General features: G+C 46.9%; 11 protein-coding genes. 3 read left to right on the forward strand and 8 right to left on the reverse strand.

All coding sequences use genetic code 11. From position 1 onward, the window contains the following. Positions 1 to 67 precede the first annotated feature (67 nt). Positions 68 to 796 (reverse strand): arginine ABC transporter ATP-binding protein ArtP, encoded by a 729-nt coding sequence (gene artP, locus R7Z77_RS14200; protein WP_155604249.1) that lies wholly within the window; start codon positions 794 to 796, stop codon positions 68 to 70. Positions 797 to 1223: 427 nt separating this feature from the next. Here artP and R7Z77_RS14205 point away from each other — a divergent pair, with 427 nt between their 5' ends. Together R7Z77_RS14205 and R7Z77_RS14210 are read left to right on the forward strand one after the other, a co-directional pair. Next, complete coding sequence (locus R7Z77_RS14205) at positions 1224 to 3458, forward strand: hypothetical protein (protein ID WP_213967630.1); 2235 nt, start codon at positions 1224 to 1226, stop codon at positions 3456 to 3458. 141 nt (positions 3459 to 3599) lie between these two features. After that, a complete protein-coding gene (locus R7Z77_RS14210; protein ID WP_318136717.1) occupies positions 3600 to 4595 on the forward strand; it encodes an ABC transporter substrate-binding protein in 996 nt (331 codons plus the stop codon). Positions 4596 to 4677: 82 nt separating this feature from the next. Here the strand turns inward: R7Z77_RS14210 and R7Z77_RS14215 are convergent, their stop codons facing one another. The 7 genes from R7Z77_RS14215 to R7Z77_RS14245 all read right to left on the reverse strand — a co-directional run bounded on the left by R7Z77_RS14215 (position 4678) and on the right by R7Z77_RS14245 (position 12466). Next, positions 4678 to 5055, reverse strand: coding sequence for a nuclear transport factor 2 family protein (locus R7Z77_RS14215; protein ID WP_005390944.1), 378 nt, complete (start codon positions 5053 to 5055; stop codon positions 4678 to 4680). A 142-nt stretch (positions 5056 to 5197) separates the two neighbouring features. Beyond that, on the reverse strand, positions 5198 to 5929 hold the full coding sequence (locus R7Z77_RS14220; RefSeq protein ID WP_213967628.1) for a DUF3726 domain-containing protein: 732 nt from the start codon (positions 5927 to 5929) through the stop codon (positions 5198 to 5200). Continuing rightward, entirely contained in the window at positions 5926 to 7662 is a 1737-nt protein-coding gene (locus tag R7Z77_RS14225) for a hypothetical protein (RefSeq protein ID WP_213967627.1), read from the reverse strand. Before R7Z77_RS14225 ends, R7Z77_RS14220 begins: the two co-directional genes overlap by 4 nt. A gap of 101 nt (positions 7663 to 7763) precedes the next feature. Further along, positions 7764 to 9365, reverse strand: coding sequence for a BCCT family transporter (locus R7Z77_RS14230; RefSeq protein WP_005375792.1), 1602 nt, complete (start codon positions 9363 to 9365; stop codon positions 7764 to 7766). Positions 9366 to 9474: 109 nt separating this feature from the next. Continuing rightward, complete coding sequence (locus R7Z77_RS14235; protein WP_053303711.1) at positions 9475 to 10464, reverse strand: membrane dipeptidase; 990 nt, start codon at positions 10462 to 10464, stop codon at positions 9475 to 9477. A 69-nt stretch (positions 10465 to 10533) separates the two neighbouring features. Then, a complete protein-coding gene (locus R7Z77_RS14240) occupies positions 10534 to 11994 on the reverse strand; it encodes an aldehyde dehydrogenase family protein (RefSeq protein ID WP_213967626.1) in 1461 nt (486 codons plus the stop codon). 73 nt (positions 11995 to 12067) lie between these two features. Further along, a complete protein-coding gene (locus R7Z77_RS14245; protein ID WP_005375789.1) occupies positions 12068 to 12466 on the reverse strand; it encodes a RidA family protein in 399 nt (132 codons plus the stop codon). Positions 12467 to 12621: 155 nt separating this feature from the next. Between R7Z77_RS14245 and R7Z77_RS14250 the strand changes: the two genes are divergently transcribed. Next, positions 12622 to 13512 carry a LysR family transcriptional regulator gene (locus tag R7Z77_RS14250; protein WP_005375788.1) on the forward strand — a complete coding sequence of 297 codons (891 nt, stop codon included), beginning with the start codon at positions 12622 to 12624 and terminating at the stop codon, positions 13510 to 13512. Positions 13513 to 13515: the final 3 nt, after the last annotated feature.

Consider the following 13515-nt stretch of genomic DNA (forward strand, 5'->3'; position numbering starts at 1 on the left):
AGTGGGCTGACACTCGCAATGACAGCCGAGCTTATCTGTTAAATAGACTGAACTTTAAAAACGTGATTTAGTGATTTAAGTAGTCAGCAAACTGGGCGGTTTGCGGGTTAGAAAACGAATCATTTGTGCCGTGCTCAACGATATGTCCTTTTTCTAAATACAGTACGTGACTAGCGATTTTCTTGGCGAAATCCACTTCGTGCGTCACAACTACTTGTGTAATTCCGGTTTCGCTTAAATCATTAATGATTTTGACCACTTGGTTCGTGATTTCAGGGTCAAGCGCCGCGGTAGGCTCATCAAAAAGCAAGACTTCTGGTTTCATCATCAGAGCGCGGGCAATCGCCACACGTTGTTGCTGACCACCAGAAAGTTGCATAGGCCATGCATCCGCTTTGTCTGCCAAATGCAGCGTCGCAAGAATTTGCATTGCCTGCTTCTTCGCTTCTTCTTTATCCATGCCAGCGACTTTTACCGGAGCCTCAATCAGGTTCTCCATCACTGTCATATGCGGCCATAGGTTGTACTGTTGGAACACCATGCCCACTTTACGACGAAGCGCTAAACCTTGCTTCTCTTTGATTTCAGTTGAAAAGTCGAATGCGTCATTAGCGATGTTTAACTGGCCGTTATCCGCTCCTTCAAGAAGGTTAAGAACACGTAGTAGAGAGCTCTTCCCTGCACCACTCGGACCGAGTAACACCAGTGTTTCCCCGCTTTCACACTTAAAGCTGACATCGTGAAGCACTTGTGTCTCACCGTAGGATTTATTGATTCCGCTTACCTGAATAGTCATGCTGACATACCGCATTAATTGTCACTTGGTATTTATATTACTCAACTGGACTTTTTATGCAATAAAAATGTATAAAAATTTAATTTGTTAATTTTTTGTATGATCAGCTACCACCAAGACAGAGTATCTGACTGGTTTGAAGAGTTAGTTTTAACTGAATTTGTTGAAGAAAAATCCAACAACATGGTGACGACCGAAACAAGGTTAAAATGGTGGTTATTTTTGTGCTGACGTGTAGAGGAAGTTTTGAGTCTATGAGGATGATCTATTCCAAGTACACCCGCTCATTTTTGCACAGCATCCCCTGTTAGTTTTCCTGTAAAGTCCTCTATGGCAGGGTCCTGATTACGACTTCGCGAATGGACTATAATTTCTCTTTGTATCTGACTCTTAATTTGAGTCATCTAAGTATTAATGGGATAACTCCATGTTGAAGTCGCATTGTTTTTCTCTCGTTACACTCATTTCTTTGAGCTTGCTTTCTGTACCCAACGTTTGGAGTAGAACAGCAATCGTGTTACCTGGATTGCATGAACAGGGTATTGATCTTCAAGATAAGCCTATCTCTGCTGCGGCTACACGTGAATGGGAACTGGATTATGCTGATATCGTATTCGGCGCTTACGAAAGTAAAAGTCATAATGAGCGTGTACAAGCACTTGGTTACATGTACAACCAAAAGCTGGAACTTAACTCAGGTTGGCTGGAAAACGATATACGTAATCACGCAGAACTGAATGGAATTGACTACGAAGATTTCTTTCTCCACTTTTCTGAAGACACTATCCTAGCTGAAGTCGACTCAAGCCATGGTGAGAATACTCTACTCAATCGAAAACCGATGATCGTTGGCTATACCGCCAACGCTAACCACGCCGGTTTTTGGCTATATCAACCACCGCCATGGGATGCTGATGTATTTGGTCAGGCGAATAATGGTGGAGCCCTCTATGTCTATCACTCAGAGAAGTTCGACCGCTTAGCCTTTACGTTCTCTCAGTTTGCTCAAGGCGGCAGCTTCACGATTGAATACCCTTCTGCCATCGACTCGTTTGGTCAGGTAACTGAATGGAAACGCTTCGCGATTAAAAAAGACAAAACTGAGAACATGACTAAAAACCAAACGGTCAACTGGTCTGTCCCTTCGGATTGGGTTCGCGCTACAACGCATGATGGTAGCGGAAAAACTTATGGTGGCGGTCAGTACTTTGGCTCCACCTTTTTACGCGACGGCGGCCGCCTTTACGTTGCGAAAATTACTTGGCATGACGACAACATAGAAAACCGCCCACGTCTCGAAAACATTCAACTCAAAGATAGCTTCCCTGCCGTCAATATCTCAGGAGCACCAACGGAGACACCTGAAGGTCAAACCATTCAACGCTGGCGTAAAATTCGTGGCTTCGACAAATCTGCAGATCGAAACCAAGACAATTATCTTTCTTGGCATGAATACAAAAACCGTTCGAATAAGAATGCAACCGCACGATTTCGTTGGGAGTCACGCGTTATTCCATTTGGTCGTATGTGGAATCAAACCTCTTCTTGGGCATTGACCAATCTCGGCAATCCCTTTTTTGCCAATACAATGCGCCACTCTTACCAAGCTAAATGGGCGAAACAAGGTTTAAATGGTGCGTACAACGACGATACGAATAAGTTACTCGGTGCAAATCAGTTCTACATATATTCCGGAGGCACAGTGGATGAACTTGGTTTGGTGGCGGGTAGCCAAGCTGCTGACGATGCTTACAAAGCGCAATTCTCGGCGTTCTTGAATAAACTGGCAACGCTGGATGAAGATGCGTTAATTGGCCTCAACATAGGTACGGCAAACTTATTCGGTCGTAATGGGCAAAACCACTTGGTTAACGCTGGCTCCTTGTACTTGCGCGAGCACTACCTTTTCCCTGCTACCGGCTTTAGTGGCTATGCTGGCTTGGCTAAATTTTGGGATAACTCTGCACTCGCCAAAGCTGGCCAGAAAGTGATTTATCAAGCGACCACGCGTTATGGTCGCGTTCAATACTTTGGTAACACAGAAAACAATTGGAAACAGGACCAATACTCTGCACTAGCGGTGTTCTACTTAAACTATCACCCTGAGCGCATTTACTTTAATCAGTGGAACAATGGCTACTTATATGGAAGTAATAACACAACAAGTGACAACTTCTGGAAGGCAGGCGTACCAAAGAATATTGCTTATCAACCTAGCGCCTTGCTTGCCGTTGATTTGGGAGAGCCTGCCAATCAAATACCAGAGGGGTATCAGGCGACTCCGCTAATGATGTCCACCAGCACGCCCTATTCCGCCGATTACACGGTGATTGGAGATGCTTCTATGAGCAAAGTGGCTCATCCTGACTTGCCTAAAGGCGCTATCGATTTGTTACCAACCCATACGTACTTTGCGTATCACTCAGACGATACGGTAGTGATGCATGGCCCTACAGAGATGGTGTTAGCCCGAGAATTCACCAAAGGCCGAGTGCTGTATCGAACTGATTTCTTTGGCAAGAATATCGATTATTTCACCTCACCGAAGATGACAATCGTGCTTCCAGAGCCTATGCGACCTGTAGATCAAGACGGTAACATCGGCGACTATGTTTCTCACATTGAGATCGGCGGCTACGAAGGAATGTTCTTGCTGTATTAACGCCCTTTAAACCCTTCTCACCAAACGCTTCATAAATCGCCGTTTTTATGCTTAACGTCACTGAAAAAAACTTGTTCACTGAATCTTTATAAACCGATGTATATACTGAAGTAAATGACAACGACAAGGAAATTCAGTCACATGAAGACGACACCTTCAATGCTCTCTGTTCTGCTGCTATCAGCATTATCTACTCATGCAAATGCGGACGAATGCGGAAAAATAACCATCGCAGACATGAATTGGAATTCGGCCAGCTTAATGGCGCACATCGACCAATTTGTCTTAAATGAAGGCTACCAGTGTGATGCGGAATTGATCCCTGGTGATAGCGTTCCTACAGGCACCTCTATGATTGAAAAGGGGCAACCTGACGTTGCGCCAGAGTTATGGACAAACGGCATTAAAGAAGCACTTGATAAAGGGATTGCGGATAAACGCTTGCGTATCGCTGGTGAATCGCTTGTCAATGGCGGTGAAGAAGGGTTTTGGGTTCCCGCCTATCTGGTAAAACAGTATCCAGAGCTCGCGACGATAGAAGGCGTCATCAAGCACGCCAAACTATTTGAACACCCAGAAGATGATGACAAGTTCGCGTTCTATAGCTGCCCTGCTGGTTGGACATGCCAAATCACCTCCGGTCACTTGTTTAATGCATTAGGGTTAAGTGAGCACGGCTTTGAGGTGGTTGACCCAGGCTCTGGCGCTGCACTAGCTGGTACCATCGCCAAAGCCTATGATCGCAAAATGCCTTGGTTTGGTTACTACTGGTCACCAACACCCGTATTGGGCAAGTATGATATGGTCAAAGTGGATTTTGGTAGCGGAACAGATTTGGAAGAGTATCGCAACTGTACCACTCAGCCTGATTGCGCTTCACCAAAAGTAACAATGTACCCACCTTCTCCAGTTCGCACAGTAACAACTGAGGCGCTTGCGAGCAAAGAACCCCAAGCATTCGCGTACTTGCAGAAACGCGGATTTACCAACGAGCAAATGAGTGAAATGCTCGCCTGGATGGAAGATAACTACGCGGACGGTGAAGAAGCGATGTTTTACTTCTTTAATACCTACCCTGACTTGTGGAAAGGCTGGGTATCTGAAGACGTCGCGGTGAGAATCGAAAAAGCGCTTTGATGATTAATACTTAAAGTGCCACAAATCATTTAACCTCCCATGCCGTTTGAATAAACGGCATGGGAGACTCGTCAACGACTCGTTAATACATGGTGTGACCATTCAATGTTTCTTTGGGTATCTCTTGCAGAGCGTCCCAATGTTCAACGATCTTCCCATTGTGATCAAAACGAAAGAAATCCATCGTCACGTATTCAATATCATTAGGCCATGTTTGGTGAGTGTGTAGTGCCACCAAATTCCCTTCAGCAATGGCTCGCACAAACGTAATGTCTTTATTGGGATACTCATTTTGCATCCGCTCAAAATACTCGATAAAAGCCTCGGGGCCATTTCCAACTAATGGATTGTGCTGGATGTACTCATCGCCAACATAGTCTTCAACCGCTTTTCTTGGATTACCTCGATAGGCGGTTTCGTAAAACGCAATGGCATTTCTTTTATTCTCTTGCAGATCCATTTTTCTTACCTGTGTTGCTCCATCTTGCGGATAACGGTAATCATAGTCTTTGAACTTCAGAAGTGACCAAACTTCGCGCACAAAAAAGGCCGCTAAAGAGCAGCCTTCATCACTTCTACTTGGAATCATCGCCTTTCATCGCTCAAACCACACCACCAGCACCGAGCATAGAACGCTCACTGTTCTCCACCAGCAACGCGGTTGCGGTTTGTTTCAGTGTTTCCCATTCTTGGTCTTCGACAAAAATACCATTTTGCCAAGAGGCTTGTTGCGTACGGCTTAACTCATCGCCTTCAATGTGGGTGGTATATCCTTGTGCACTTTTCTCGATATCGAAATCGTTCACGGAGAGCTCGATAACCATACTATGCAAATCCGTATCATGCCCATCAAACTGATCCGAGAAAAAGACTTCTGGCGCGATTCGTCCACGGTTTAACACATAAAGCGTTCGCTTGGGACTAGAGCCATTGACCCATTGTGCACGGCACGCAATGCCTTTTGCAGAGAGCTTCAACAACTCACTAAAACCTAGCCAACGGTTATGACACTGTTTCAACGTAATGGTAATCGACTTACGGTTGATCATTTTCTCGAGCGCGAAATCCAACACCGCGGGTAAATAACACGCTACACTCCCGTTGTGCAGTTCTACCTCTATGCTTGACGGCGTACTGTTGGTCACCGATACGGCGCAGTCTGAATCTAGCCCAAGAAACAGACTGGCGTTATTAAAATGACGAACTCCATGTAAGCCAACCATTTGCAAGTCCGCCACCATGTTCGCAATGACATCCGCCTCACCACAGTGACGGCGCATGCCAAGAAATGCCTTATTAACCGCGGCCACCAATTCGTTGTGAGAGACGATCATAATGCAAATCCTCCGTTGATTTTTTGATTGTCACTTTGCGCAATTTCGTCACGTGGCGGCATGCTAGGGAAAATCCATGTGTCTGCCAGTTTAGGGTCGTGAATTTCATCTAACAACGGCGCACCTTGGAAGAAGGTTACTCGAACCCAACGATCCGAGCGCGGATCAAACTTAGTCGCACCAAAGATCGCCAACTTACAGCGCAATAAGTGCATTGGCAGTGCATCTTGGCGTAGCACGTTCATTTGAATATCACCCATTGCTCGGTTACCTAACGTCCATACGCGACGTGTGATCGAACGATAAGTCGGGTTTTGCAACAGAAACTCTGCTACGGACATTTCTTCATCACAACCAAGCAAGGCGTGGTACAAGCGATTCACTTGTCTGCCGATATCAAGCGGCAATTCTTTTTCTTCTCCTGCTTCCTCCCCACGAACACCAAGCCTTGGTTCTTCTTTGTCTTGTGAACGATACCAGAACCAGTAGTTGTTCTCGGCTAGTGAGTAATCCGCATCAATCGCCCAGCGGTATTTGCTTTGCAACACCTCAAGTAAATCTTGGATCTTTTTCCCGCCCGGAATCGATAGCGTTTCATCCGTATTCATTTGGCTAGCAAATTCATCCACCAAAGATGGGTAGAGTTCAATCAAGCAAGAGGTGAGGATCTCTTGGGCTTCCACACTCATTGTTTTCTTTTGCTCGACCAAACTCGCCCAGTTCGGATGTGATGCCATTAACGTGGTTAGCTCTGACAGTAGTTGTTTGATGTCTGCTATCGCTTGATGATTGAGCCTGTCTTGATGTTCATTGATGGTGATGACTTGCTCTAAATGACGCTGTGCTTTTTGTAGTAATCCTTGCAAATGAGCATGGAATGAAGCTTCACACGGCATCGCAAAGACTCGCGCTACCGCACGCTCGCGAGAGGTCATCCATTGGTCAACGATGCACGGGTGATTAATCAAGTATGGAGCCATGCCTAAGCCAGTAGCATTTCCGACACCAAGGTAGCGCTGCAAGCCACGATGCAAAGCCACCGCGTTGTCGCCACCTTGCTGAAGTGCTAGGTAGTGTACCCAGTCTAGGCTGAATTCACGCAACATATACACAGCACACATTTGCGCACTAAAAGACTGGCTGAAATCTGGGTTATTCTCCAGCAGTTTGAAATCGGCGATGCCAAACTTTCCGTTACCATAAACAGCTGTGGTACGCAGGATATAACCCACTTCCGCCAGCTCTTTTGGCTCGGGCTGCTTGCCTTGAGAAAGTGCGCTAACAATGTGTTCAAACACACGCACGCTTTTGTTTGCGCGAGCCAGAACAAGTACGTTGTTTGGATTGCGTCCCGCTTCTTGCAGCGGTACATTTGCTCGCAATCTTTCCAACAAAGTAACATCAACATCGCCTTGAACCAGTGCGAATGTGACGTCCCACTTTTCAGCAATGACGCGGTCATTACGCTCGTCATCAGCAATTTCATCACAGAACACCACCAAATGATAAACGTGCTCTGGCGTGGTCAACTTGTAAATAACGTGACCATAACCACGCGGACAAAGTTGCCACTCATGCTTGGTTACTTGCCAATTTTGGCTTGCTATATTACGAATCAGACTACGAACAAAGCTGATTCGGTTTTGGTGCATTGCGCCAAGCCTTTCGGCTGCCATGACAATCGCTGCATCGCGCATAGTTGCTTCCGTATAAGTAGAACGATGTGCATCCATTTTGCTCACCACCTATTTGTTATTGTAAGAATACTAGGGTTTGTGCGGATGCAGGAGGAAAACACCCGCACAAGCTCCACGTTGTTTGAATTGGATAATTGTTATAGCCCTTGCTCTTTCGCCATTTTGATTGCAATTTGTGGCGCATTCCAAAGTGACGGTAACAGAATCAACGAAACCGGAACCGCGGTAATAACAATGAAAGATTGCAGAGCAGAGATGCCGCCAGAGCCAAGGGAAATTAGGATCAATGCCGTCACACCCATCATTACTCCCCAGAAGGTACGGATGATCGCATTCGGCTCCGTTTCACCACTGATCACGACACTGATTGTGTAGGTCATTGAGTCGCCCGTCGTGACGATGAAGATCGTGGTTAAAATCAGAAATAGAATTGAAGTCAGCATTGGCATTGGTAGTTGCTGAGTCACTGCAAGCAAAGCACCTGGCAAGTTAAAGCCCTCAAACGCCGCACTCACGCTACCCGGTTCAGCAATTTCAAACGCAAGGCCTGAGCCGCCCACAATCGTGAACCAAAAACAGGTGGTTAACGGAGCCACAATACTGATGGTGGAAATAACTTGGCGAATAGTTCGACCACGGGAAATACGCGCAATAAAGATTGCCATCATCGGACCATAACCCAGGAACCAGCCCCAGAAAAATACTGTCCACCAACTTAGCCAACCTTCGTCACCGCGATAGGTCGCCATTGGGATAAAGTTATCCAACATGCTTCCTACACCTTGAATGTATCCGTTAAAGATAAAATTTGTCGGACCAAAAAACAGGATGTAAACCATCAATGCCATTGCCAGAATCACGTTGTAACGACTAAGCAGTTGCATGCCTCGGCTTAATCCACTGAGTGCTGACAAGGTGTAAAGCGCAATCGCAAACAAGATGATGATAAGCTGAGTGGTAAAGCCATCAGGAATATCAAACAGCGCATTTAACGCGTAGCTAACCTGCAAGCCTAAAAACCCAATTGGTCCGATGGTGCCCGCGGCTACCGCGATAATGCAGCACGCGTCAATCAATGCACCGAGTTGGCCTTTAAGTGCTCGTTCGCCCAAAACTGGGTAAAGCAAAATACGGGGTTTTAGTGGTAAACCTTTGTCGTAATGCAGGTGCATCACCACGATGGAAGTTAAGCTACCTACAATCGCCCAAGCCAGAAAGCCCCAGTGCATAAAGGATTGCGACAACGCATTCACCGCACCTTGCTGCGGGTTATCTTGCGCGCCGTACAAAGGGGGTGGGCTAACGTAATGCGCGATAGGCTCAGCCGCGGCCCAGAAAACACCACCACCAGCCAATAAGGTACAGAAAATAATCGCCATCCAGCGGAAAGAATCCATTTCTGGTTTTGCAATCCCGCCCAACATCACCTTGCCTGTTCGCCCTGCAGCCAAGCCAAGACCAATAAGAAAAGTGAGAAGCAGCAGTAACTGCCAGTATGGACCAAACACCTGAACTGCCCAGCTAAAACCGGCGTTAACGATCGTAGATAACAGCTCGCCGTCATAAAGTGCAATAGCAACGAACAACGCGATGAAACCACCGCTATACCAAAAGGCCGGGTTATTCAGTCCTAATTTGTCCATCGTGTTTTCTGTTGTTGATGTGTTGTGTTTTACTTTTGACTTGCCCGATGACACGCTCATCGTGGAAGCTTTCATGCTATTGGTTAAATCAGACATACTCTGGCTCCAGAGGTTCTTTGCAGCAGCCAAAGACTGGCTACAAATGTGAGTTTTACGCCTGCCGTATTGTTATTATGTGGGCAGGCGGTTCCTACTTTGGGGAATGCTATGAAATAGGCTCTAATCCTTCTTTAAGGAAGTTGAACCAGTTTTCACCCAATATTTTTCCAGCCTCAGATTCACTGAATCCGTGACCCATTAATCCGTTGTAGATGTTCTCCATCCCTGCGCTGCCGCAGAACCATGGCAGCGCATCTGGCCATCCCGAGTTACTTGCTGAACCTTCGCCGTAATCCATCGCTTTTGACCAACGCCCGTTGCGCATCCATTCCAATACTTGTTGCGGTTGGTTTAAGCACAGATCACTACCGATGCCTAAATGGTCGACGCCAAACATGTCTGCGGTTTTCGCAACCATCTGGCAGAAATCATCCAGCGTGCACTGGCTGCCATTTGGTAAATGGAACGGATATAAACTGAATCCAATCAAACCACCGCGCTCCGTCAGTGCTTTGATCACGGTGTTGGACTTGTTGCGCAGTGCGTCATGCGCAAACGTCGGGTTAGCATGGCTGATACAAATTGGACGCGAGGAGAGCTCGATAGCTTCCAACGTTGAACGCTCTGCGCTGTGGGACATATCAATGATCATCCCGACTCGGTTCATCTCTTCAATCGCTTGCTTACCAAAGCGAGTTACGCCGGAATCATTTTGTTCGTAACAACCTGTCGCCAGTAAGCTTTGGTTGTTGTAGGTCAGTTGCATGATCAGCAGACCTTGACGGCGCATCACTTCAATCAGGCCAATTTCATCATCGATTGGTGAGCAATTTTGAGCGCCGAAGAAGATGCCGACTTTGCCTTCTGCTTTGGCTTTTTCTACATCTGCCATTGAATAAATAGGCATGATGAGGTCTGCATTTTGCTCGAAGCGCAAGTTCCACTCAGCAAAACGCGTCAAGGTTTCGCGCGCAGTTTCGTGGTAGACGATGGTGGCATGAACGGCGGTAATGCCACTCGCCTTAAGCGTTTGGAAATACTCTCGATCCCAATTGCAGTACTGCAATCCGTCAATCACAATCCGTTGTTGGTACATAACCACTCCTTAAACAATTTCTTAGCCTTTTCGTGCGGGTAACTGACACCATCAGTTACCCTGCCGATCTTAGTAAGGACGCTGATAAGCGGTTTTCACTACGGTGTAGAACTCTTTGGCGTACTGACCTTGCTCACGAGGACCAAAGCTAGACTCTTTACGGCCACCAAATGGAACGTGATAATCTGTACCCGCAGTTGGCAAGTTAACCATGACGCAGCCCGTTTGGACTTGCTGTTTGAAGATCGCGCTATTACGCAAGCTTTGCGTGATAATGCCGCCTGTCAGGCCAAAGCGCGTATCGTTCGCGACTGCAATTGCCTCATCCAGATCAGAAACGCGAATCACGCTCGCCATTGGCGCAAAGACTTCTTCTTGGTTCACTTCCCAGCCATTCTGTGTATTTAAAAACAGAGTTGGTGACATGTAGTAACCGTCATGCTCTAGGCTCAGACGCTCACCACCGAAAGCCAGCTCCGCGCCTGCTTGGCGTGCGTTTTCGATCCACTCAAAGTTCGCATTCAGCTGGTTACCATCAACAACAGGGCCCATGAACACGCCCTCTTCTAGAGCGTGACCCACTTTAAGTTCGCTCATGCGTTTGATTAGCGCTTCAACATACGCGTCGTGAATTCCGTCCATAACGACAAGACGAGAAGACGCGGTGCACTTTTGACCTGCACCCGAGAATGAGCCTGCGATTGTTGCTTCGACAGCAATCTGAATGTCTGCATCATCTGCGACTACGAGCGCATTTTTGCTACCCATCTCTAGCTGACAACGCACAAAATTTGGTGCCGTTGCCGCTGCAACTTTACGGCCTGTGTCCACAGAACCAGTGAAGCTCACGCCGTTCACATCCTTCGAATTGATAAGGGTATTACCTACTTGCGAACCGCTACCCAAAACGAGGTTAAACGTGCCAGCAGGTAAACCTTGGCGATGGATAATCTCTGTCAGCGCAACGGCACTTGCTGGGGTTAGGTTGGTAGGCTTCCAGACGACGCTGTTGCCAAACGCAAGTGCTGGCGCGATTTTCCAAGCCGCTGTTGCTGTTGGGAAGTTCCAAGGAGAGATAATGGCGATAACGCCGACGGCTTCGCGAGTAACTTCAACGGAGACACCTGGACGGACGGAAGCAGCGCTATCGCCAATTTGACGCAGAACCTCAGCAGCAAAGTATTGGAAGAATTGGCCAGCACGGTAAATCTCACCTCGACCTTCAGCAAATGGCTTACCTTCTTCACGCGAAAGCAAGGTGCCCAATTCGTCACATCGTGCAATGAGCTCATCACCAATCGCTTGTAGCACTGCTTGCTTGCGCTCGATTGGTGTTTTTTCCCACTCTGGCTGCGCTGATTTAGCCGCTTGAATCGCTTGCTCTACTTGCGACACACTCGCTTGTGCGAAATCGCCAATGTTTTCGCTGATATCAGAAGGGTTAATATTGGCGATGGTGTCCATGCCCGATTGCCATTCACCTGCTATATAGAGGGATTTTTCTGCTTGAACATTGTTAATAAAAGTCATGGTTCTTTCCTTGTTCTTCCGATTTGTGATGGCAAGCCACTCACTCACTGATCTCTAATTATTCTCGTTGGATTTATTCTGGTTGGCTTGCCGACGCGTAGACAACAAACTCCACCAACATCTCTTCTCGCGCTAACCCTGCAACCACCATGGCGGCGCGATTTGGGTACGGCGCTTCAAAATATTCCGCGTACACTTGGTTAACGGTCTTTAAGTATTCTCTGTCAGTCACATAAATCAGGACCTGCAACACCGAGTCCAAAGACTCCCCTGCACACTCCAGGGTGTGAATGAGATTGTTAAAGGTTTGACGTGTTTGTGCTTCGATACCGCCTTCCACAACCGCGCCTGTGTCATCAATAGGAATTTGAGCCGTATACAGGGTTCCGTTGTTGACTATCGCCCATTCAAGCGGCGCTTTAGAAGCAAATAGACTGGTTTTAACTGGGTGTTTTTTAGTAGGAGTATTCACGTGCCTTTCAACCTTTGTAACAGCTTTGTTTCAATATGGTTAAATGATGCACATTGACAGGCGATAAATCTAACGGTAAATTTTTGACATTTGATAAATTAAACTTATCACTCTGTTTAAAATAACGTAAATAAAGGGATTAAGAGGCATTAGGGATGAGTATTAAGCTTCAACAATTAATGCATTTTGTGATGGTAGTCGAGGAAGGAGGCTTTCGAGCCGCTTCACATCGTGCAAATCGTTCTCAGGCGGCACTGTCAACATCGATAAAAGAGCTTGAAAAAATTCTAGGGCAAACGCTGTTTGAACCCGGAAACAAAACCAAATTGACCCCGTTTGGTGAAATTTGTCTGCCCAAGGTGGTTCAGTTTCTCAATATCTACAGTGCGCTGGACAACGATCTCAAAGCTGCCGCGGCCGGACAGCAAGGGAGAGTGCGAATTGCGAGCGTTCCTTCTGTTGCAGCGAAACTCATCCCTAGCGTGTTGGGTGCCTTTTGCGAGCAGTATCCAAATGTAGAAGTAAGCTTGATCGATGATAACGCGGCGGGCGTCGAGGCTCGCTTACTCTCCGGTGAAGTCGACTTGGCGCTCGGTAACCCCTCTCACCTCGATGAGGGCGGCATTGACTTTACGCCGCTGTTAGCCGATCCAATAGGCGTGGTGTGTTTAAAGGACAACCCTATTGCAAGTCATCCAGAAGGAATCGAGTGGCAAACTTTGTTGGAACAACCCTTTATCCGTAACGGCACTTGTACACTTCTCGATCCAACCCCAGCAAGAGCTCTGAGTCAGCAAGCGCTCTATTCGGTCGAAAATATTACTTCACTGTTTTCTGTCTTAGAACTTGGGATTGGTGTCACGACCCTACCGAAGCTTGCTTTCCCAACCAATGAAACACGCTTGGTTTGGATTCCGCTTATCGATCCACCACTTGAAAGGCAAATTGGTATATTTACGTTAACCGATCGCACGATCTCGCCTCAAGCTAAAGCATTTCACGATCTTTGTGTGCATTATTTAAACTATCAAAAAGAAGATAAATAATGG

The organism is Vibrio sp. 1401 (genome assembly GCF_033340295.1).